The organism is Rufibacter tibetensis, from assembly GCF_001310085.1.
In the GTDB taxonomy this organism is placed as follows: domain Bacteria; phylum Bacteroidota; class Bacteroidia; order Cytophagales; family Hymenobacteraceae; genus Nibribacter; species Nibribacter tibetensis.
The window spans coordinates 736,327-756,952 of record NZ_CP012643.1; the positions used below are offsets into that span (position 1 = coordinate 736,327).

23 protein-coding genes and 2 riboswitches are annotated in these 20,626 nt (G+C 46.3%); of the genes, 8 read left to right on the forward strand and 15 right to left on the reverse strand.

The window, feature by feature from the left end:
- Positions 1-215 precede the first annotated feature (215 nt).
- Both DC20_RS02740 and DC20_RS23530 read right to left on the reverse strand, forming a co-directional pair.
- Entirely contained in the window at positions 216-851 is a 636-nt protein-coding gene (locus tag DC20_RS02740) for a hypothetical protein (protein WP_062542425.1), read from the reverse strand.
- A 386-nt stretch (positions 852-1,237) separates the two neighbouring features.
- Positions 1,238-1,372: a hypothetical protein gene (locus DC20_RS23530; RefSeq protein ID WP_262506340.1), complete on the reverse strand. Its 135-nt coding sequence runs from the start codon at positions 1,370-1,372 to the stop codon at positions 1,238-1,240.
- Between the two features lie 467 nt (positions 1,373-1,839).
- Between DC20_RS23530 and DC20_RS02745 the strand changes: the two genes are divergently transcribed.
- The 5 genes from DC20_RS02745 (at position 1,840) to DC20_RS22760 (ending at position 6,139) form a co-directional block, all read left to right on the forward strand.
- Positions 1,840-2,445 carry a 3'-5' exonuclease gene (locus tag DC20_RS02745; RefSeq protein ID WP_062542426.1) on the forward strand — a complete coding sequence of 202 codons (606 nt, stop codon included), beginning with the start codon at positions 1,840-1,842 and terminating at the stop codon, positions 2,443-2,445.
- Between the two features lie 114 nt (positions 2,446-2,559).
- Positions 2,560-3,456, forward strand: coding sequence for a hypothetical protein (locus DC20_RS02750; protein ID WP_062542427.1), 897 nt, complete (start codon positions 2,560-2,562; stop codon positions 3,454-3,456).
- Between the two features lie 395 nt (positions 3,457-3,851).
- The gene (locus DC20_RS02755; RefSeq protein ID WP_062542428.1) at positions 3,852-5,123 is read left to right on the forward strand and encodes a DUF2130 domain-containing protein; all 1,272 of its coding nucleotides are present in this window, start codon (positions 3,852-3,854) and stop codon (positions 5,121-5,123) included.
- A 91-nt stretch (positions 5,124-5,214) separates the two neighbouring features.
- Positions 5,215-5,850, forward strand: a complete 636-nt coding sequence (locus DC20_RS02760; RefSeq protein WP_062542429.1) for a vWA domain-containing protein — start codon at positions 5,215-5,217, stop codon at positions 5,848-5,850.
- A gap of 142 nt (positions 5,851-5,992) precedes the next feature.
- A complete protein-coding gene (locus DC20_RS22760; RefSeq protein WP_157593023.1) occupies positions 5,993-6,139 on the forward strand; it encodes a hypothetical protein in 147 nt (48 codons plus the stop codon).
- A gap of 393 nt (positions 6,140-6,532) precedes the next feature.
- Here DC20_RS22760 and DC20_RS02765 read toward each other — a convergent pair whose 3' ends face one another.
- From DC20_RS02765 to DC20_RS02800, 8 genes are all read right to left on the reverse strand, one after another.
- A complete protein-coding gene (locus DC20_RS02765) occupies positions 6,533-7,165 on the reverse strand; it encodes a vWA domain-containing protein (protein ID WP_062542430.1) in 633 nt (210 codons plus the stop codon).
- Between the two features lie 163 nt (positions 7,166-7,328).
- Positions 7,329-7,895: a hypothetical protein gene (locus DC20_RS02770; protein WP_157593025.1), complete on the reverse strand. Its 567-nt coding sequence runs from the start codon at positions 7,893-7,895 to the stop codon at positions 7,329-7,331.
- A 299-nt stretch (positions 7,896-8,194) separates the two neighbouring features.
- A complete protein-coding gene (locus DC20_RS02775; protein ID WP_062542432.1) occupies positions 8,195-9,169 on the reverse strand; it encodes a hypothetical protein in 975 nt (324 codons plus the stop codon).
- Between the two features lie 68 nt (positions 9,170-9,237).
- A complete protein-coding gene (locus DC20_RS02780) occupies positions 9,238-9,624 on the reverse strand; it encodes a hypothetical protein (protein WP_062542433.1) in 387 nt (128 codons plus the stop codon).
- 3 nt (positions 9,625-9,627) lie between these two features.
- Positions 9,628-10,029 (reverse strand): hypothetical protein, encoded by a 402-nt coding sequence (locus tag DC20_RS02785; RefSeq protein ID WP_062542434.1) that lies wholly within the window; start codon positions 10,027-10,029, stop codon positions 9,628-9,630.
- A 45-nt stretch (positions 10,030-10,074) separates the two neighbouring features.
- Positions 10,075-10,833: a hypothetical protein gene (locus DC20_RS02790; RefSeq protein WP_062542435.1), complete on the reverse strand. Its 759-nt coding sequence runs from the start codon at positions 10,831-10,833 to the stop codon at positions 10,075-10,077.
- Between the two features lie 340 nt (positions 10,834-11,173).
- Entirely contained in the window at positions 11,174-12,037 is an 864-nt protein-coding gene (locus DC20_RS02795; RefSeq protein ID WP_062542436.1) for a hypothetical protein, read from the reverse strand.
- Between the two features lie 113 nt (positions 12,038-12,150).
- Positions 12,151-12,246, reverse strand: a riboswitch (SAM-I-IV-variant riboswitch).
- 111 nt (positions 12,247-12,357) lie between these two features.
- Positions 12,358-13,320: a DNA-processing protein DprA gene (locus tag DC20_RS02800; protein WP_062542437.1), complete on the reverse strand. Its 963-nt coding sequence runs from the start codon at positions 13,318-13,320 to the stop codon at positions 12,358-12,360.
- 256 nt (positions 13,321-13,576) lie between these two features.
- Here DC20_RS02800 and DC20_RS22765 point away from each other — a divergent pair, with 256 nt between their 5' ends.
- Positions 13,577-13,870, forward strand: coding sequence for a hypothetical protein (locus DC20_RS22765; protein WP_071885542.1), 294 nt, complete (start codon positions 13,577-13,579; stop codon positions 13,868-13,870).
- Between the two features lie 90 nt (positions 13,871-13,960).
- Here DC20_RS22765 and DC20_RS02810 read toward each other — a convergent pair whose 3' ends face one another.
- The 4 genes from DC20_RS02810 to DC20_RS02825 form a co-directional block, all read right to left on the reverse strand.
- A complete protein-coding gene (locus DC20_RS02810) occupies positions 13,961-14,965 on the reverse strand; it encodes a transglutaminase domain-containing protein (protein ID WP_062542439.1) in 1,005 nt (334 codons plus the stop codon).
- Between the two features lie 18 nt (positions 14,966-14,983).
- Positions 14,984-15,385, reverse strand: a complete 402-nt coding sequence (locus tag DC20_RS02815; protein WP_245652344.1) for a L,D-transpeptidase family protein — start codon at positions 15,383-15,385, stop codon at positions 14,984-14,986.
- A gap of 172 nt (positions 15,386-15,557) precedes the next feature.
- Positions 15,558-16,724, reverse strand: a complete 1,167-nt coding sequence (locus DC20_RS02820; RefSeq protein WP_062542441.1) for a hypothetical protein — start codon at positions 16,722-16,724, stop codon at positions 15,558-15,560.
- 68 nt (positions 16,725-16,792) lie between these two features.
- Positions 16,793-16,990, reverse strand: coding sequence for a hypothetical protein (locus DC20_RS02825; RefSeq protein ID WP_062542442.1), 198 nt, complete (start codon positions 16,988-16,990; stop codon positions 16,793-16,795).
- Positions 16,991-17,286: 296 nt separating this feature from the next.
- A riboswitch (SAM-I-IV-variant riboswitch) is annotated at positions 17,287-17,382 on the reverse strand.
- A 505-nt stretch (positions 17,383-17,887) separates the two neighbouring features.
- On the opposite strand from DC20_RS02825, the gene DC20_RS02830 reads away from it, so the two are divergent.
- Positions 17,888-18,874, forward strand: coding sequence for a hypothetical protein (locus DC20_RS02830; RefSeq protein WP_062542443.1), 987 nt, complete (start codon positions 17,888-17,890; stop codon positions 18,872-18,874).
- 9 nt (positions 18,875-18,883) lie between these two features.
- Complete coding sequence (locus DC20_RS02835) at positions 18,884-19,375, forward strand: YqiA/YcfP family alpha/beta fold hydrolase (protein WP_062542444.1); 492 nt, start codon at positions 18,884-18,886, stop codon at positions 19,373-19,375.
- Positions 19,376-19,583: 208 nt separating this feature from the next.
- On the opposite strand, the gene DC20_RS02840 is transcribed toward DC20_RS02835, so the two are convergent.
- Positions 19,584-20,237, reverse strand: coding sequence for an archaemetzincin (locus DC20_RS02840; protein ID WP_157593028.1), 654 nt, complete (start codon positions 20,235-20,237; stop codon positions 19,584-19,586).
- Positions 20,238-20,626 lie beyond the last annotated feature (389 nt).

Genomic DNA, 20,626 nt, shown 5'->3' on the forward strand with positions numbered 1-20,626 from the left:
ATATTGCACTTTCTAAACCCATTGCCAAACCCTTATTAAGTGATTTATTCAGGTAAAATGTAACATCCTGATAGAAAGAGGGAAAAGTGCACATTTCCATATCAAGTCATAGTCTTCCTATAGATATTAAAGAAGCGAAGCATCCTTGAAGAATCTAGTTTAGGGCCCTGTTCAGGAAAACAGGCCTGAAATGCCAGCATGATTGGAGTTAAACTTTAATTACCCTCCCCTCCTGCTTCTTTGAAGGCAACCTTTACATTTATCCATAATAACCTGCTGAAGATAGCCTGAAACAAGGGGGTGGCTACGTGCTCTTCGTCAAGTTTTAAACCCGCTAACAGGAGCATCGTCTCTTTAAACTTCCTGGCTAGCCCTTGATCACTGATAGTTGTCAATTCTTCTCTGGCTACAGAAAACACTTCAGCAAAATGGACCCCGGTAGCCTCTATGTAGTTCATCACTTCCAACACCCTTTCAGGCAACTCCTCAGAAGTAGTGTCCTGCACAATAGAATTGAACTTAAACTGTTCAGGCAAGACTGGCCCGGTTACCTGCTGGCCTCTTTCAATATCTGACAATCTTTTAAACAGCAGAAGCGATAAGGCCAGCGTCTGGCTAAGATTCATTTGCTGCAAAGCCGAGTTTACTTTACCCATCACAGCAAACACATATTGAATGACCACTTTCTCAGCACTGCTCCACGGACTCAAATAGACAAAGTCTTGAAACACCGAGAAATGAGCCGGATTCCCCAACGCCTCTTCTTTGATTTGCGTTATTAGGTCTTCTCCGCCCTCCGCTGACACAACTTTGTTACTCAGCAGAAAATACGCCAGCTGAGAGGCAGTCATGGGGCACTGACGATGATGTAATGCTATCTTAATAGCTTCCGATAATTGCATAGGGAAAGTATTGGTTCGCTTTCCTAATGCCAATAAAATACCAACTTTCAAAACAGGCATTCTGCGCTGAATGCCCTACTCCACCATGCTCTTGTATATCAAATTCCTTTTTAATAGTATCAATTCCTGATACAAAAGCTTCTCACCTAGGTACCCTCTCTATTTCCTAGGCTTTGCAAATACCATTACTACTCAATTTGGCTTCCAAGCTATTAGGAACTATGCCAAGACTAAGGGCCGTTTGTCTTTGGTTCCCACAGTGCATTTGCAGCATTTTCAGAATTTACTCCTATTTATCCACATCTTTAAAGAACAGTGGGTGCTCAGGAGCAATCTCACGCATGCGTTTGCCCCCCCCGGCAAAGCACATAAAGCAATTTAATGAGGTTTTCCAACTCCCGGATGTTGCCCAGGTATGAGTACTGCAGCATCATTTGACGGGCTTCTTTGGATAGGCTCGGGCGGGGCATACAATAATATATGTTTATCCAATTTGCCTTCTTTCTAGAAATGCTGTTAGAATGGATAATGGGACACATTGCAAGCAACGTTTACAAGTGCACATTCAGGAGGTTTGATAAAGTCATTGTTAAACACAATCCAATAGATAAGAAGTCAGGCCATTTAGTGTAATTTTATTTATATATTGAATCTTCTATGTTTACTTGATCATACCCACATCTGGGTCCATCTATTAAGTTAATATAAAATAAATACATAGAATACCATCACCTAATAAGTGCACAAAACATGAGCTTATTTTATCAAAAATTTGAACAAATTTTCAATAACTGACACTCTTTCCCTTACAGGCTTTTTAGGCAAAATATTACAAATACTTAAATTACAGTATCTTATATAATCTATTTTAGAAGCACAGGAAATGGCACTAATATCCCTCATTTCAAACTAACCCTAACCTAATACTAATTTATCTATGATTTTATTCTTTGACACAGAAACTGCCGGATTGCCTAAAAACTGGAAAGCACCGGTATCAGACACTGCTAACTGGCCGCGAATGGTACAGCTGGCCTGGCTTGTTTTCACTCCACAGGGGCAGCAGATCTCAGGCGGAAACTTCGTTATCCGCCCAAACGGGTTCACTATCCCAGCCGAGGCCAGCAAGATCCACCGCATTACAACTGAACGCGCCCTGACCGAGGGAGTGGCTTTGCATGAGGCATTATCCCAGTTTGCCATAGAACTGAGCACCTGTACCCATGTGGTGGCCCACAACATCAACTTTGACAAGAACATAGTGGGCGCAGAGTTTCTGAGGGAAGGTATTACCCATCCGCTTTTCCAGCGGCAGCACATTTGCACGATGCAAGCCACTACAGACTACTGTGCTATCAGGAACAATTGGGGTTACAAATGGCCTACTTTATCTGAGTTATACCATAAGCTATTCTCCGAGTTTTTTGAAGAGGCGCATGATGGGTTTGCAGATGTAAGCGCTACCGCCAGGTGCTTCTGGGAACTACAGCGGAAAGGCTTCTTTAGTAATCTGCTCACTCCTTCGGCCATGCCCGTTCATTGAAATACCTTGGGTTTAAATCAGCAAAGCTTTTAAGACTACTTCACAAAAGGACAGGTTATTTTCTAACGTTGAAAAGCCTGTCCTTTCCTCCTTCTTCCCTTTACTTATTTTCCTATGAACCGCTACCAGGAGCCCGAATCTGCCGCTGAGAAACTCCACCAACTCTACTATTCCCTGGCACACATCGTATTACCGGAACTGCTGCAACTGTCAGACCAGGCTGCAAAACATTCTGATGGCACCGGCACTCATCCGGTCACGCCTTCCAGGATCTCAGATCCTGAAAAAGATGAAATAGACTGGACCAACTCATTCAAAGAAGAGGACGGTCAGAATTTCTTCACAATGCCCGGGATTAAATATACCCCCTTTGAGGGAACCGGTAAAGAGACAGAATATCCTGAAACTCCAGGTACAGCTGACAGACCCGACAACACTGATCCGTCTCAGGATTCGGATGCAACCTCCCTCCCATCGCCTGAAGATACTGATTGGATGTTCACGGAAGAGGAGGATGAAACAGACCCCGAACTAGCTCTCCTGATAGCTGAACTGGAGGAGGAAATGAACAACATAGATCTTTATGAGTCCGCAGAGCACTCCATTGGCCCTTTAGCATTGGACAGCTTGTCTGATGAAGAGCTCCTGGAGATAAGCTGGGATAGAGCATTGCTTGCTTCAGATGTAAAACAAGCACCTCCAAGCGACCACTTTCAACTGGAGCGGGTCATGAGAAAAGGACTTGAGATCTTACTGTTCCGTTTTCCTGATCCAATCCGGATGCCAGGGGCCTGGAGGGCAGCCGCGGTACGCCAGCAAGGCCAACCCTACCGGTATTTCACCCTTGAGAAAACAGCAGGCTTGGATGAAACGGAAACAGAATCTGCTATACTGGGTGAGTGGACCACCGGAACTATTCACCATAACTATGGCCGTTTCAAAGGCGACATCTGGAACAAAGAAGACTTTCTTGATGCCGCCTTAGCCCAGTATTTGGCAGACCGGAAGTAAACTCAAGGGCATACTTCCGGGAAGAGGATAGGATCATAGCAGATCCTGTCCTCTTTCCAAAAAGGAGGCCTGAAACATACACCTGTACATCCGTACAAAACTTCAATCTCCAAGCTTGTATCAAGGGTTGCGCAAGGGAAACGAATTCCCGCGCAACCCTTTTGCATTATACAGGCCTCCCTTCCGCAGTAGACCTCTCCTCTAAAACAACTCTTGCCTCTGGATTTGTCTCTTTAAAAAAACAACACCACCTGTTGCCCATCCTTATAGTAAGTATTGACATGCCATTTCAGAAAATGACACCTACAACCTGGCAAAACCAGTCATTCCAGGCTTTTTAGGCAATGGCACATCCTTTGCCTTCCTGCAGTCATCCACCAACTATCCTTCTATCTATGAAAAACGCTACTACCATCTCCTGCCCAAAATGCACGCATGAATTTCACCCCGAAGAGGCCATCGCTCTCAAGATAGAGCAAAAGCTGAAAGCTGAATTCGCTGAACAGGTAAGCCAGCTGCATCAGAAGGGTGAGGAGCAACGTCTTGCCCTGCAGCAGGAAAAAGATCAACTGGAAAGAATGCGCCTGCAGCAGGACGAGCTCATAAAACAGCAGGTAGCGCTTGAGCGGAAGAAGGTTAAGGACGAGCTACAAAAAGAGCTGAGCACCAAATTCAATGGCACCTTAGAACAGCTTATGGAGGAGAAAGCCGAAATGGAGCAGAAACTAAAAGCCCAGCAGCAAAATGAGCTTCAGTTGCTGAAGAAACAACGCAGCCTTGAAGAAAAGGAACGCGAACTGGAGTTGGAAACTGAGCGCCGCATCGCTTCCATGAGCAATGAACTGGAAGAGAAAATAAGAAAGACGGAGAGCGAGCGCAACGAAATGAAAATTCGTGAAAAGGACAAGCAGCTGGAGGACATGAAGCGCATGCTGGAAGAAGTGAAACGCAAGAGCGAGCAGGGTTCCGTCCAGCTCCAGGGCGAGGTGCAGGAGTTAGCGCTGGAGGAGAGTTTGAAAACTGCGTTTCCTTTTGATGTGGTGGAGGAAGTAGGCAAGGGCGTGAGGGGTGCCGATTCCATCCAGACCGTCAAGGGCCAATACGGTGAAACGTATGGCACTATCATCTATGAGTGCAAACGCACTAAAACCTTTGGCAATGATTGGATTGAAAAACTGAAAGCAGATGCGCGGGCAGTCAAAGCGGACATTATGGTATTGGTAACAGAGGTGCTTCCAAAGGGCATGCAAAGATCTGGTCAATATGAGGGTGTATGGGTTTGCACGTACCATGAGCTCATGCCCCTGATCTATGTACTCAGGGATTGCCTGATGAAGATTTCGGCGGCTACGGCAAGCCAGGAAAACAAAGGGACCAAGATGCAACTGTTGTATGACTACCTGACCAGCAATGAGTTCAGCAACCAGTTTGCGGCTGTTGCCGAAGGTATCTCCAGCCTAAAGGGTGGAATCACCAGGGAGAGGGCCCAAATGGAAAAACTCTGGAAAGAACGCGAAAAGCAGCTTGACAAATCCCTGCTTAATATCTGCGGGATGTATGGCTCCGTGAAGGGCATCGCAGGGGCGGCGGTCGCCGACATTAACCTGCTGGAGGACAAACCTGCCCCTGCTGCCCTACCCCATGCTTTCGAGGTAGTGGAATCATAAGATCACACCTGAACTTCATCCTTTGCAGTTGTAGCACAAACACCTTCCTATAGATTGCGCAACCCCTTACAAACCATTTAAACTGATCTTTATGAATAAGAAACAAATACACAACCTGATCATATTAGACGAAAGCGGCTCTATGGAGTCCATTAAACAGGCAACCATCAGTGGTTTCAATGAATTGGTCCAGACAATCAAGGGCTCCACAGAACTCTACCCGGACCAGGAACACTTTATCTCCCTTACCACATTTAATGGCTTGGGCATAAACACAAAACTGTCCAGGCAACCGGTAGCGGACCTGGAGCAAATAGACGAACGAATCTACCAACCCAACTCCCTTACCCCTCTGCTAGATGCCATTGGCCAAAGTGTCATAAAACTTAAGTATGAGCTGGATGAGAAAAGAGAGCATAACGTACTGGTGACCATCCTGACCGACGGGGAGGAAAATGCATCGAAAGAGTTCTCAGGCGAACAGGTCAGAAGGATTATTGAAGAGCAGAAAAAGCTGGGCTGGACCTTTACCTATATCGGGGCCAACCATGATGTGGTGAAAACGGCCTCCTCCATCTCTATCACCAACACGATGGTCTTTGAATCAACCGTAAAGGGAACAAAAAAAATGTTCGAAAAGGAAAGATCTTCCCGCTTGTCATGGCTTAAAAAACTGGACGACAATGAAGATGCCCAGCAGAACTACTATGATGAGGAGAGTAAATAGGAAACTACTTCTTTTAAACAGTATTTGCCCGGCCTCCAGTAAGATCAAACTAATGTGGTCTTATTTTGACCTACCAAGGCTACTCCTGATAGCCTGGCACCTGCATAAGATATATAAGTCCATTTCAATAAAACAGTAATCTATGAAAACCTACGAAGCAAGAATCACTCCCCGGGGAACACAACCATTCACGATCAGAGTCAACGCGGTTAATTCATTTGAAGCAAAGTGGATGATGGAAGGACAATTCCCCGGAGCTTTGATACAGTTCTTTAAAGAGATCAGGTAGATATAAAGGACTCAAACTCCTTTATGGTACTGTCATGTTCCTTATATGAAAACAGGAGCTAAACCGCCAGGGTACTCAGAACATATCTTCACAAAGGCAGGCATGACCTGCCTTTGTTTCTTGTCAAATCAATGTCATGGCAACAAAAGGGTAATGGGAGACCGGAAGGGAATTCACGGCACCGCCTCACCAAGGCACAGGAAACAAATGAGTGGAACTCCTAAAGGAACCGCTACCATGCAAACGAACAAAGTAATAATTACAATTACATTGAAATTTCACTTTACCACTTCCGCGTAAAGGTTTCCTGCAGCCCCGACCTGCAATCCTACAGGAGAAAGGCCATATTGCTTTGGTGCAATATGGCCTTTCCCTTAAGTTTAAAACATCCCCTTATTGACCCTGGTCGCTCTCATCATAATACCCGCTGCTTATGTCCTCATTTTCATTGAGCTTCCTTAGATACTCCATACGCGAGGTTCTCTCCTTTGAGAATATCTCTGCCGTACCCTCTGAGGTTGCTTTGAAGGTGATAGAGTTAGTGATTGAAATAGAGGTGGCGACATGCTCCACATCATGGTTGGCCCCGATATAGGTGAAGGTCCAGCCTTTCTGCTTCTGCTCATCTATCAGGCGCTTCACCTGGGTCCCCGTATACTCCCGAGAAGCATTCTCCCTTCCATCGGTTAGGATCGTGACCAATACATTCGTATCGGCCAGATCCCCTAAGTCATCCCTGAGTTTTGTAACACTGGTACCAATAGCATCAAACAGGGGAGTTTGGGCATGGGGCCGGTAGATCTTTCCATCAATCTCCTTTAGTCCCTTCACAGGTAATTTATACAACCTGGGCTTTATGCCTTCCCCGTTAAAGGTAAACAGCGAAATGAAATGCTCCTGCTCGGGGAACCTTTCTTTCATTCCTTTCAGGGTTTGCACCAGTTCATTGAAACCGCTGATGGTTTCCTTTTTGATTGAATTCATGGAACCACTTTCGTCCAGGATAATTAAATTGTGTATTTGCATATAGATATAATTTAGTGACGTTTATAAAAATCAAATAAAACAGAGGGCGTAAATGAAAACCGGTACCAAGGGGGCTTACCCCAAGTGAGTCCAGACGTGCCTTTCAGCCCCCTGCACACGGGGTGAAGGGTTAGCGAGGTATTTCCAAATCCAAACGATATGACTACAGTTGCCAGTGGCAGTACACAACAAAGGGGGATGGCTCCAGCACATGTACCAGTCCATCGGGGATGCGCACTTTGAAAAGAAAGAAGTTGAGGTCCGTAACGATCCTGCTGTCTTTGGAGAAGATGATTACCTGGGACAGTAAAACACTCCCCTGCCTCTTTTCCAGGGTAAAACCGTTTACCGCGTAGGAAAGCCGCCAGTCTTTGTTCTGCCGGAAGGAAACTGCTTTTACATCTCCCGTTTTCATGCTGCCCAGGGCATGTTGCACAACCGGGGAGTTTCTCACATAACCTGGCTCCAGGTACAGATCAGTCCCTTTTCCATACAGGTAATGGTGAAGCACCTCAGCTGCTTCAGGGTAAAATAGCCACCCCAGGCAAATCATACTGTTGTACATCACTTTGCATTGGAGCCTGTCCATAGAAGTCAAACTTCCTTTTTCCCGCCTGTCATTCATCTCACTGAAATGAACGCTTAACGCTTTGCCCATCTCTTTGCCAAACAGGAACAGGAGAAACAGGGAAACGGAAACAACCAGCAATAATTTTCTCAGGTATCTCAAGACAAATGATGTTAAGGGTAGAGACATTTCCCTGCTAGGGAAGCTCTCAGAAGTCAAAACTCCAGATTATTAAACAACAGAATACTAAGCTCTTATACCACTACTTCAAAACAAACCTAGTACTCCTATGGTATGTCGCTCCTGAAAGTAAAAGCCCGATTCCGCCACCATCCCAATCTCATCCCCTTCAACCCTGCATGGCACAGCATTGCTTTTGCCGGGCAAAACAACCAAGGCTAGTGCTATCTTGTTATTTAAAATATCCTTCATTTTTTCTCTTGTGGCTTTAGGACGAATGATCAGTTCAGGAGGGCTTGCAGGTCAAGGTAGCTGTTTGTGATGGCAGACACGTAGAGCAGGTGTTGCAAAGGCTGCAGCTGATGGGCCTCGTACAGGCTGTCCAGGGACTCAGCGGAGTCAGCATCTGCCGGAAGGGAGGCATACCAGGGATCAATGGTACGATTACCCTTCTGATCTTCCCTGACAAAGCCGTTGGCATGGCACCAGGCCAAATAGATCAGAAGCCTTGCCAATCGTTCATTCGAGGAGGTGTCAAAAAAGCGGCTTAGATGCCCGATTAACTTTTCTTTGATCAAAGGGGGAATGCCCTCATAGTCATAGTGCTTGTAAGCAGGTTCTCCAGGCTCCGGGACATCCGAGTTAACTACTGAACTACCCAGTAAGCTATCAAGATCCTGCTCCATCCCCTGGAGGAAAAGCCCGTTTAAAAAGTTTTCCTCCTCTAGCTCGCGGTCTGCCTCGGTCAGGTAGTCAAATGCAGTTAACTCAGATTTCGTCAAACAAGCATACTCCTCCTCAAAAAGACACCGCTGCCTGATACGGCAAGCAACCTCCTCAGGCTTTTTGCCTTTGTACTCCCTTATCTCACCGGAACGGGTTATCACTACAATCCCGGAGGGTGATAACACAAACAATCGGTTCCGCTGCCAGAAAAGGTAATCGCAGGTTTCCAGGTAAGCCCTGCCTTTCATGAATGTACCGGGATGAGAGCTAATGAAACGGGGCCTTGTTACCAATGCACCTTTCCCATCGCTTACCTGCCGGAAACATGGAACCTCCGCACACAGGGCTGGCTCGTACAGTACCCTGCTCTCAGGCATGGAGTAAATCCCAAACAAGTTGTCCTGCCTGAACCCGATCAGGTCCGGCGTGATCCGCCAAAGCTTGTTGTTGATGCAGGGAAGCACTTCAACTCCCTGATACGTCAACCCAAAATGATATCCGTTGGAGGTTACCTGGTAGTGGAGCGGCATAAGCAGTTTAATTAGGTATAGGTTATTCTATAGGTGTAGTAATTAGTGGACCAGGTTGAAACCAATGGTCAGTACAAAAGGGAGGAAATCAGTTTTATGCCAAAGCTGTTCCTGATACTTCCCTGGCCGCCACAGTATCGGCAACCTGCTTGGGTGTTGGTTCTCCTACAATTGCAGACGGAACTCTTGATGATGACAGAACGCCATGCCTCTTCTTCCTCTGTTGGGAGCTCAACCCGCCTTCCTTTCAGGTCAATGCCATAGTATTGCTCCAGCTGATCCACCACCACGAACTTCCCCTTTTGATAAGGAAAAATGTGCAGGAAAGCAGGCTCCAAAGACGTACCTCCCATGTTGATGTGCATGCCGTACAGGTCTTTTACGGTGTCGTAAGTCTTGAAAAATATGCTCCTGCCCACAGTGTGGAGCACCTCATCTACCAGGATCATCACCATAGGTTAAGCAACCTCCTTTTCAATTTGCAATGCTTCATAGGTCATCCTGCGCATCACATGAAGCAACCCGATCCCACGCATGAAAACCTGTATCCGATTTTCCTGCTCCAGGCTTTCGTCCTTCATCAGGTCCATCATGATTTTCATCTGGTCTTCCAGCTTACCCTTTAGCTGAGACAATACCGGCTTCATGAGCACCGCAGGCATCTTTACTGCCGTATACCCCTGCTGAAGCGCCTGAAGCAAAATCCTGGTGCACTCGCTGTGAAACCGGGCTCTTTTGCAGACATGACTGGTGCTTTCGCTATGATTAATAATCACCTCCTGCTCCTGCAGGGTTTTTAGCAGAAGCTCCTGCACCAACTCCGAATGCTCCTGGGTAAGTGTTAAAGTAATGGTGTCCATGTCTATGGGAATAAGAGTGAAAGAATGGTTTAAGGAAAAGAGGAACTATGCCACCTGGCTATAGTTTGACGGAAGCCTGCGGTGTGTCGGCAGACTATCCCATGCAATTCTTTCAGCCGCCCTGGCTATCTCCTCAAGCAACAGGATATCCACATATTCTTCGGAGGTATGTTCGCCCCACACCCCCGAAGACAGGTTCGTACACTCCGGGATCACATCCACGAAAACGGCTGTATCGGTAAAAACCCCATATGGATCGGCCTGGTAGTCTAGGCCTTGGTTTGAAAACTGGTGCGAAAGCGCATCGGCAAACTGCTCGCTGCAGCAACGCCCGCCTCGCTGATGGGTAATGATGGAACCAACCTTTCTGCGGTCAAACGCAACGGCACGTTTAAACTGGGCAAAAAACGAAGCATCTGCTCTCAATGCGGCACGGCTACCCAGGCAACCTATCTCCTCCCCTACAAAAAAGTAGTAAGTGCCTGGCACACCCTTGCTGATAAGGTAAAGCAGGATGGTAACACCCGCCTTGTTGTCGCCGCCCAGGATAGTACTTCCATCTGTGCGGATGATGTTGCCCTCAAACACATGGTTCACTTTCTCATACTCGCTGGAGCAGGTATCCAGGTGGGCCGTAAAAAGAGTGGCTGACTCACCAATCCTGATGAAGTAGTTTCCGAAATCGTCTTTCTGCACACCTTCGGGCAGATAAGGTTCCAGTTGGCTCTCGTACCCATAGGGCACGGTATATTGCGTCAGGTTAAGAAAGGTGTTTTTGAAATCGAAGGGATTGGTTTTGGTCATAAATTGTTTTTAAAGGTTAGATGAAAAAATAGGCACAGGTCTTCTGGGCAGCCGACAGGAAGCCACTGAAGCAACTTTGCGAAGGCAAAGCCATAAATAGGAATTTTTCTATAGGAAACACTTCCAGCCAGGCGAAGCCCAGGAGCACGATCCAATCCTGAGGACTTTGATCACAAAGAATTTGCAATGACCGTGGAAGTACTTAATCTTAAAAGGCAACACTGAAAAACCCAGTTAACCCATCTTACAAACCCTGCTGTTGAAGCATGATACAAAGGTAGGGCAGGCGCTCCAAACAGGGAATTTTCCGCAAGCTTGCAGGATTGATCATTTGCCCTGGTTACAACCGGCGGATCCTTTTCCGCATGGCATATAGCATGCCGCACATTGAGGTGATCGAATCCCCCTCCAGGACCTCATCAAGGGAGGAAATCTGCCTGGTGAACCTGACCCTGGCCCAATTGGTCCGTGCATCCATCACCCGGTGGTGGGAAAAGCCGGCTTCCATGGCAATTGCGGCAAGGTCCTTCCGGGCTTCAGTCACCATATCGTTCAGCTCGACGGCACTTCCCCCAAACACCAACCCTTGTTTCTCCCTCTCTGACAGTTCAAGCAGTATGACGGCATGTACCTGTATCATCAACTGGTAATTCACCCCCTGCTCCAGGCTGTAGGCAAGATCATGCTCCCCTTCGCTCCTGATGCCAGAGATGGCACTCACAGATCGATAGAATTCCTCCCTTAGGTTGAGGAGCCGGTAACTCTCCCTTTCTTCCAACGGTTTACCGGCCCTTATCTCTTCCACCACCTGTGACAAGGAGACCCCCAACCCTCTTGTGGGGTTAGCCTGAATAAATGCCCACATGGGATTTCGCATGCAGGAAGTGTGCAATTTCCCAACCGGGACATTTTTCACCAGCGTTTTATCTGCCAGGGAAAGCCCCAAAAACTTATAGATGGTGCCAAACATACCCGACCCGATGTACAGGGGAAGGATGGCGGGTTCAGGTGATTTCTGCAGGTATTGATGCCAGACCTCCACGTAGGCCCCCATGAACATATTCTGCTCATACCATTGCCCTCCCAGTCTCCGCGGATTCTTTATGGTCAGTCTGCTGAAGGCATAGGGTGCATAAGCCTTGATCTCCTCCCTATGCTGCAGGACCAGCTCAATGTTGTTACTCAGTAATGACAGTTCGCCCATTGATTTGCTTTAACGATTAAACATAGTTGACCAGGAACCCAGACTGACAGGCTGTAAAAGCCTGCCGGGATGAGCCATGGCACTTTTAAAAGGAAAGCTTTGGGCGATGTACCGCTTACAGCTTTTTTTCGGCAGAAGCCGCGCATTGTTTTGGCACCGATGGAGCTTAAACCCGGTTGCCGTACCTAAAGGCACTCTTAATGCTTCGAAAGAATCGTTCCCTGTGTACTTGAATACAGAGAACTTAAATAATAATACAAATATAGTGATTTAATATATATAATCAAAGTAATTTTTATAATTAATAGAGTCAAATAGTATTACCCGATGAATTTATTACTTTTTATATAGCCGGATAACACAGGTCCCCTATCCTTCAAAGAACTGACAAAGTGGTGGATCTCAGCCTCAGTGCCCAGTCTTCTGGCCTTGTTCTGTTCCAACAGGACAAGGTTACCTGCAAACTGCTCCCCCCATGCGCTACCGGCTGATGATGGATAAAGACAGCCCAACTTCTTTTTCTGCTTTGCAGCGTACCGTACCGATTCCATGGTGCCCCCAGCCAGGTCTGTCTCCAGGACGATCACGCCTCTGCTTAGGGCGGTCTGCAGGCGTCCCCTGGCAATATAGGTGCCTCTTCTGGCCTTCTCCCCGTAAGCATACTCACTCAGCAGCAATCCCCCCTCTTCCAGGATCCTTCGGGAAAGGTTTTTATTTTCCTCAGGCAGGATATCATGCAGGCCACCGGCCATCACGGCAATGGTTGGAGCATGGCTTTCAACTGCTGCCCTGTGGGCAATAGAATCACAGCCTGCCGCAAGACCGCTGACAATGGTGAAGCCTTCCCTGGAGACCAACTGCGCCAGTTTCGGCCCTTCTTCCTGGGTGAAAGCAGAGGGTTCCTTTTTCCCCAGGATAGCGATGGCCTGGTTGTTCAACACCTCCAGGTTTCCTTTGACATGAACCAGCAAAGGCATGTCTTCCATCAAAAGGAACGCCTTTGGGTAATCTGCATCAAAGCGGGAGATGATCCTGATCCCGTTCTTCCCGGACAAGGCCAGGATACGTTCACTTACTTTACGCGCCACTGATATGGCTTCCAGGGAGGGCACCATACAGGTTCCGTACCGGTTATAGGCCGCCGCAAACAGGCTAACCACTCCCCTGTTTGCACTCGGGAAGCCTCTCCGGTACTCGGTTAAGAACCTGATGACTGTCTCAATGGAACGGGACGTGATACAGGGAATATTCTCCAGAATTAATAAATCAGAGGGTTCTATCATACGTGTTATATAGTGTTTGAAAAGGCACTCAACGGATCAACCCTACTGCATTGCGCTCCGGCGCTTGCCGGACAAAGGGGTACAGGCCATTTTACAGAAAACCACCGGGCCTGGCCACCAGTTTACCCGCAAGCTTGCCAGGCCAGTTATAACCCGGAATAATTCCAGATCTTGCGTTCACAGACATTGCTTGGTGACAGCAGCTGTCGGCCTACTACAGGCAAAGGCCTCTTCAATCCCTTGGACAAAAACCGATATGGCGGATTACACAGATCAAATTTTAAAGGAAGCCCATCGCAGAAGCCTCGGAAACCTGAAGCAGGTAAAGGAGAGCAGTCACTGCGGTTGCTTCTGCTGCACTAAGATTTTTCCCGTCACAGAATTCCCCGAGGGGTGGCTTCCGGAGGAAGGCAGCAGGGGTGAAAAAACAGTTCAGTGCCCTTACTGCTGCCTGGATGCTGTTTTGGGTGATGCATCCGGTTTTCCGGTTACAGACCAGGGCTTTATCAATGCCATGAACAGGAGATGGTTCGGTGGGCGGGTGGGCTGAATGTGTTTACCGTATCGCCTGTAGCTTACTCGGTACTAGCCGTGAACAGTCCCCACCAACCTATTATCCAATCCTTTCTAAAAGGGCAGGTCAATACACTTTCTCTGGTTTGTGTGTTCTCGAGAGCTCTTTCTCACTTATGAAATAGTAGTAATCTGTTTTTTCCTTCACACATGATGCCCAGGTAGCCTCAATCAAAAACCGGAAACCCTCCACCTCCACCATATTCCAGGCATGGTTTGTTATGGGGCTATTGTTCGCCTTCCCTACTACCCGAAAGGCTTTGATTCCAGCCTTTGAGCACATTTCCTGAAAAAGGTAACTGAAACCGCTGCACACACCTTTGTTCGCCTTGAAAGTTGTCAGGCCATCATAAATACGGTAGTTATAATCATAGTGGATCTTGTGCACAATCCATATATAAATGGCACGTACTTTCTCGAAATCATATTTTAACTCCTTGGTTAAAGCCCAAGCCTGGTTTTCAATATTGGATTGTTTTTCTACCAGCAAAGCATTTCTGTCTACCTCTGCGTAATCATACTTCTTTATAAATCCCCTGAGTGCTTCTTTATTTGCAAGCTGCAGTAATTCTTCTTTAGTTGGATATACTTTCCAATAGGCCGGAACTGTATCACCCTGAAGGGCCAGGGCATCCACCAGCAGCCGGGAGAAGGCTAGTTGATTTCCTGCAATGCCTTTCTCCAGGGATTTCCTTATATGTTCCCTGAACTCCAGGTATTGCGGTTGCACCAGAAATTGCCTGGTGCTGTCCAGCACCAGCAACCTTTTATACAATCCTACTGATTCCTGCAACGAACCTGTTCTATTTGCAAGAAGCCGGCTTGATAATTTGTAATGGTAATACCGTACCTCGTTACGCATGGAATACTTCAGGCTGCCTTCTTTCCCAAATCTTCCTTTCTCCAGCAACCTGATTTCTTCCAGTACTTTTTCATATTGCCCCTTATCAAAGAGCCTTTCAACTTTTCTGAAGGAATAGCTTTCAGACGCTGCAGCCAACTGGCGATACCCTGCTATGATACCAAGCACCAGCAGCATGATCACTTTCAATTTTGGAATCGGTTTAGCCATGGATCTCGGTAGCATAGGTTAAGGTTTTATTTCAATAGGGGTGCCTATGGCAACGGAGTTATACAATTCCTCGATTTCCTCATTCGTCACCGCCATACAACCGGCTGTCCAGTCATAAAGAAGGTGTAGCTTACCCAGGAAAGGGGCTTTATTGGGTAGGCCGTGAATCTTGATACTCCCTCCTACCGACTTGCCCAGCCGGGCGGCCTCACGTCTATCAGAGGCATTAGGATAGGAGACACCCAGGTTCCTGTGGTATCCGCTGTGAGGGTTCTTATCGTTTATGGTATAGAGACCCTCTGGTGTTTTGTTATCTCCCTCAAACTGTTTATCGCCGACTGGCTTTTTACCCAGAGATATTCGGTACGTTTTCACCAGCTTGCCACCTGAATAGGCCATTAACCGCCGCTCTGATTTCACGACGACCAACTTGTCTATTTTAGTACTATTTGTTAAACTATTTGACGCATTGAGCCTACCTATCAAATAAAAGGCAAGAAGCACTGTAAGAACTACGGGAACAGATCTCTTCAATTGACAGAATGTAATGTTATAGTTACCAGATTAAGATACGACCAGGCCGTTTTTGAACTTACCGGGCAGGCTGATGTGGGAATATCCCATTTCCAAACACATCACTTTCACAGGTTATGAGGGTTCGGTCTAGTAAAACCCGCCTGGGCTTATTTCTTTCCCCCTGGATAAAGTAATACCTGGCTGTTTCCTTCCCTAATTCATCTTCAAACCTTTTTTTGATCCTGGAAATCTTTTCATTCAGGGAATTATCAAACCTGTTTGCCAGCAGATTTACCCTTTCTGCGAATTTAGGATCGTAATCATCAAGGGACTCTCCTTTGGGAGCATATACATTCAACCGACTATAGATTAATGCTATGTCTTCCCTGTATTGCTCCCTGTCTGCCAGTACGATACCTTCAGGATACTTAAGCAACAGGAAGTAGACTGTTTTCTCCAGCGGGGAAAGGTCTATCACTTTATTCTGATAGTCTACCAGGTGGATCACATTAGCACTTGTTATGTGCATGCGGCTGGGCAGCTGCCTGAATCTCTGGCGGAACAACATTTCCTTCCTGGCAAGCTCAAATAGGACAATTGCCTGGTTGATGATATCCCCCCTTACCCCTGCACCCATCATTTCATCGATACAATCAGGGCAGATATCAGCGGTCCTCAGCTTAAAAAGAATTTGCGCCTTCTCCCGGCAAAAATCATTCATACATCCCCTAGGCTCTTCATGAGATCTCTCCAATTTTCTTCCCACAGTGCCATAGAATAATTTTTGTAACACCTGGGACACAATCAGGTACGCAATAGGGTAGGCAGAACTACACGGCAGGTAGTTCCCCCATTCATCTGTATGGATGAAGATATCCTTTGATTGATCAGCAAAGGAACAAAACCAATAATTTGGATTGGGAATCGGGGTAAGGAAAATCACATAATCCTCCTCCGGAATATTGTTACTTCCTCTGTAAATAGTACACAGGTCAAAAAGGTCCTGCCATTCCAAAGAGATTCCTTCCTCCTCCCTTTCATCAAAGCTACAGGAGCCTGCCAACTGGCTCACCCTACCCTGGTATTCCTTTCTTAGATCAGCCTCTTTCCTCCACACATACCTATGGCCCGAATCAGGGCAGGATATGAAATTAAGCGGTCCGGACACGGCCTTCAAAAGCATCAGCACCTCTGAATAACTTTCTTTGGTGAAGGAACTGGAACGGATCAGGTGAATTTTCATATAAGCAGGATATTTAACAGGTTGAAATAGTAGAAGAAGTCATTAGTACCAGGTCAATAGGTGAAAAGCTAGAGTGCTTTTCTTCTGTTGAAGGACACCCTGGTAAGGGTCAGCTTTTCTGTTACATAAGGCACCTTCTTCCTGGAGAGGTAATTAGTGATGGTATACTCATTATAATGAGGGTAATACTCCAAAAACCCTTTCAAAGAGCTGAACACCTCTATGTCACCTGTTCCGTTCCAATTTGCTACAATCACGTTCTTCATAGTTAGTTATATGGTTTAAAGGTTAAAAAGACATTTTCGTCTTCCTGATTCTTGTGCAAAAGGCATAAGGATCAGGAACATAAACTCACGGTTGGACATCCGGTCTTTTAAAAAGAGGCTCTAAGACACCTCCCCAAAAGCACATAGATGTGCCGAGCACGGCCGCCGAATCCTTTAAAGCCTGGAGTGGAGGCTTTAGGATTAAACATGGTTTGCCTGGGACTAAACAGAAAGACAAAAGAGCCTGACTGCAAAAGCCAATGAAATCAAAAAAAGGAAAGCTTTGGGTGATGAAACACTAAAGCTTTTTTTCGGCAGAAGCCGCGCATTGTTTTGGCACCGATGGAGCTTAAACCCGGTTGCCGTACCTACAGGTACTCTTAATGCTTTTGCATGAATTGAATTCCGCACATTTAGCGGATATTATTCAATTATGATGCAAATATAGAGGATTTAAATATATAATCAAAGCAATATCAAGAATTTTATTTTATTCTTTGTAAAAGTCTTTCCCTGTGTCATCCATACCAGGCAATCATATATAAGGTACTGGCATGAAGGCTTCATACGTTGATTGTATTGATCTTTGGTATAAGATGAATGGCCTCCCCTTTGTACATCCTCATCAGCTTAGGCTAACTAAATAGCTCCCGTAGTACCTTATTGATAAAATGACAAAGTACAGACAAGTCATAGTGCGGCAATGGAGATTAAAGAAGCAAGTAGAAAACATTCGTTTACTCTTGACTACAATTCCGCCGGAAAACAAGACTAATAGTGGAGACACGCTGATCCCACAAGCTTGTGGAGAAATCAATTTTTCAGGGTTTTACTGCAACTTTGTATCACCCGAACGGAAGTAACAATTCTATTTCACTCCAACCATAACCCTTATCTATGCCAAGAACCTCTACCGAAAGACCTCAGCGCGACGTACATTCATTGACACTTCTGCTCAGGGAACGCCTGCAGAGCGGCCGCAACCTGGTATACTATGCCTCCGGAAGAAAAGTCAGGGATGCCTATTTCACACTGCCCTTCGACAACGTGGTTCTGGTGGATTACTGCTTTCCGCAAATTTTCCATATTGAAAAGAGGGTCATTACCATTGGCCTCACGGCACTCCAGGCCACAGCAGCTTTTAAGGAGGCGGACATCAGGTTTGACGCATTTGTGTGTAGCAATGAGGGGCTAAATGAAGGAGGCGGCTACTATCCTATCAATGGTAACTGGAGCATGGGCACTATCCTGCCTATCCTAAAGGACACGTACCTGCACATTGCCTGCCCAGGCTATTATGGCCGCACCCGTTGGCGTGAGAAGATGTTTAATTTGCCTCATCAGGTGTCTCTACTAAATGCTACCGATCCGGATTATCTAGACCCGTCCATTTTCTCGGAGTACAGCCGCTACGGCAAAGCAGCAGGTGTATGGCGCGTAACAAAGCAACCAGGCCTGGCTGTTTCGTTTAAAGCAGGCAACAGGACGGTCACCCTGCAGAGAAAGAACATCTGGGATGATTATGACAGACTGGATACCCTAATGGTGCGCTGCTCACCCGGTGAGGAAAGGCAACTGCAGCAAATAGTGCCGAAAGCAAAGCCTCTTTACCGTCCAAAGTACTACCGCGGCGACGAGCAGGACGCCAGCTTTGAGGCAATTCTACACTTTTGCAACTTGCACCGGGTAGGTAAACTGGGCCTTACACCCTGGCTGGGTGGCAACTATAACCGGTTTGTAAACTACCTCAAAGCCAACGAGGCTCGCTTTCCTTATCCGCAGGAGTTATACTTGTACCACCTGCACCACAATGATTATCAGCAATTATACCAACAGGCCGGCGAAATCACCAAAAAGGCACGTACGTTTGTGGAACTACCCTGACCTGCATCTATGAAGAAAAACATACTATACTTACATGGCTATAAGGGCTCTCTTACACCTTCCAAACAAATTATCCTGGAGGACTATGGTCATGTGGTAGCTCCTGCCATAGTGTATGATCATCCTGGCTACTTTAGAAAACTAACCGTTCTGGCGAGCAGTGCAGATATCATTATTGGATCCAGTTTTGGCGGGCACACAGCACACTTACTTTCCTTATTATACAATAAGCCAGCCCTTCTCTTTAATCCGGCTTTTGTAACTAAATCTCCTGTCCCTGACCTTAGCGGTTTGGCTATACCCAAAACTAAAACCAGCCATTCCAGCATTGTGCTGGGTAAACTGGACGATGTTATCATCTATAAAGACAACCTAAAGTTTGTAACCAATAATTTACACTTGGAAGATGTTAGAATAATAGAAGTTGATGATCTGGAACACCGCATTCCGGATGATGTCTTCGCTGAGCAGGTGGCCGTGTTTATGGAAGCCAGGACTTGACTACCTGTAAATCATCTAGGCAAATTAGGAAATGCCGGGTCGGTGGTGACAGCTTCAGCGGTTTGAAAGCCGCCATCTGTCTTTTCGGAACCTAAAAGATAAGCAGCCTGCCCGCCAATAGCCTTATCCACGCTAATGAACAGGGGCTCGGCTCTGAAGGAAGGGATTGGGATATTGCCTGGGCCTTAGGCCAATGCAGCCCCAAAAACTAAAAACTCATATTATCCCTGCACCCATCGCAGAGGTAAAATTTTGTTCTGTCAACGATGGTCCCTTTGCCCTTCGCGTCGTTCATAAAACAGGCGGTCACCTCAAAGGAACAGTGGTCAACTCCCAGCATATGGCCAACCTCATGTAAGACCACTTTTCTGAATCTGGCTTTCATCCTGAAACCGGACACAATGCCTTCATCACCCCCTAAAAATGCCAGGCCCATCACTCCCCAGTGAACATTTCCATCTTCTGTCTCAATGTCCTTTTCTGTTAATGCCAGCACCTTGTAATTATAGTGAAACAGGTCACCCGGATCCATGCCTTTAAGATGATCAAGGACGCGCAGGGCAACATATCTTTTCCGCCCTGAACAGTATGCCTCTTCGGGCAGTTTGTTTCCTCCAATATTCTTCACCCTGAATCCATAGAATTTCTCTATCACCCTGGCCGCATCTTTCACTTTCTCCGGTGAGACAGGTCCCATGGTGGTCAGGTAGAGAACCTTTTCCCTTTTATAAAAGACATCAAGTAAACCGGAGAGGCCTGGCTCTTTACAGGAGGTAAGGAAGGTAACAAATAGCAACACCAAGGGTAATAAATGCTTTATCACTATACTGTTTTGCAGTAATCTTTGAATATCAAGTTTCAAGGCAAATAAAATGGGAAACAACCTACCACCTAGGGTAAAGAATCACTAATCAGGTGTAATGAATTATTCCTGTTAAGATCAACAGGATCAGGGTGACTGTAACTAAAAGGCATCAAAACAACGCAAATCAAATGTTCGTCTTTCTCATTAAGGAGCACTTTTCACCCGTTCATTTCACCCCGTAATCAATAATCCCGTCTTTATTTGCCTTGTTTCAGATGGAGCAGGAAACTAAGATGAAAGGAAAAAACAATGTGCTAAAAGGAAAGGCACTAACCACCACAGGGGCTACCATTTTCTCCACCAAACCTAGATATTGAATCATTTATTTGCTTTGAAAGAAGAAACAAAGCACCTCGTTTACTGGCTTTTAAAACAAAGAATATCCT

Bases quoted from the DNA above. Each gene is read 5' to 3' on its own strand.
- DC20_RS22760 (WP_157593023.1), top strand. From the start codon at position 5,993: ATGAAAACCTACGAAGCAAGAATCACTCCCCGGGGAACACAACCATTC.
- DC20_RS02820 (WP_062542441.1), bottom strand. From the start codon at position 16,724: ATGAAAATTCACCTGATCCGTTCCAGTTCCTTCACCAAAGAAAGTTAT.
- DC20_RS02835 (WP_062542444.1), top strand. From the start codon at position 18,884: ATGAAGAAAAACATACTATACTTACATGGCTATAAGGGCTCTCTTACA.
- DC20_RS02780 (WP_062542433.1), bottom strand. From the start codon at position 9,624: ATGGTGATGATCCTGGTAGATGAGGTGCTCCACACTGTGGGCAGGAGC.
- DC20_RS02800 (WP_062542437.1), bottom strand. From the start codon at position 13,320: ATGATAGAACCCTCTGATTTATTAATTCTGGAGAATATTCCCTGTATC.
- DC20_RS02785 (WP_062542434.1), bottom strand. From the start codon at position 10,029: ATGGACACCATTACTTTAACACTTACCCAGGAGCATTCGGAGTTGGTG.
- DC20_RS02795 (WP_062542436.1), bottom strand. From the start codon at position 12,037: ATGGGCGAACTGTCATTACTGAGTAACAACATTGAGCTGGTCCTGCAG.
- DC20_RS23530 (WP_262506340.1), bottom strand. From the start codon at position 1,372: ATGCCCCGCCCGAGCCTATCCAAAGAAGCCCGTCAAATGATGCTGCAG.
- DC20_RS02810 (WP_062542439.1), bottom strand. From the start codon at position 14,965: ATGGCTAAACCGATTCCAAAATTGAAAGTGATCATGCTGCTGGTGCTT.
- DC20_RS02830 (WP_062542443.1), top strand. From the start codon at position 17,888: ATGCCAAGAACCTCTACCGAAAGACCTCAGCGCGACGTACATTCATTG.
- DC20_RS02760 (WP_062542429.1), top strand. From the start codon at position 5,215: ATGAATAAGAAACAAATACACAACCTGATCATATTAGACGAAAGCGGC.
- DC20_RS02740 (WP_062542425.1), bottom strand. From the start codon at position 851: ATGACTGCCTCTCAGCTGGCGTATTTTCTGCTGAGTAACAAAGTTGTG.
- DC20_RS02825 (WP_062542442.1), bottom strand. From the start codon at position 16,990: ATGAAGAACGTGATTGTAGCAAATTGGAACGGAACAGGTGACATAGAG.
- DC20_RS02750 (WP_062542427.1), top strand. From the start codon at position 2,560: ATGAACCGCTACCAGGAGCCCGAATCTGCCGCTGAGAAACTCCACCAA.
- DC20_RS02790 (WP_062542435.1), bottom strand. From the start codon at position 10,833: ATGACCAAAACCAATCCCTTCGATTTCAAAAACACCTTTCTTAACCTG.
- DC20_RS02755 (WP_062542428.1), top strand. From the start codon at position 3,852: ATGAAAAACGCTACTACCATCTCCTGCCCAAAATGCACGCATGAATTT.
- DC20_RS02765 (WP_062542430.1), bottom strand. From the start codon at position 7,165: ATGCAAATACACAATTTAATTATCCTGGACGAAAGTGGTTCCATGAAT.
- DC20_RS02745 (WP_062542426.1), top strand. From the start codon at position 1,840: ATGATTTTATTCTTTGACACAGAAACTGCCGGATTGCCTAAAAACTGG.
- DC20_RS02775 (WP_062542432.1), bottom strand. From the start codon at position 9,169: ATGCCGCTCCACTACCAGGTAACCTCCAACGGATATCATTTTGGGTTG.
- DC20_RS22765 (WP_071885542.1), top strand. From the start codon at position 13,577: ATGGCGGATTACACAGATCAAATTTTAAAGGAAGCCCATCGCAGAAGC.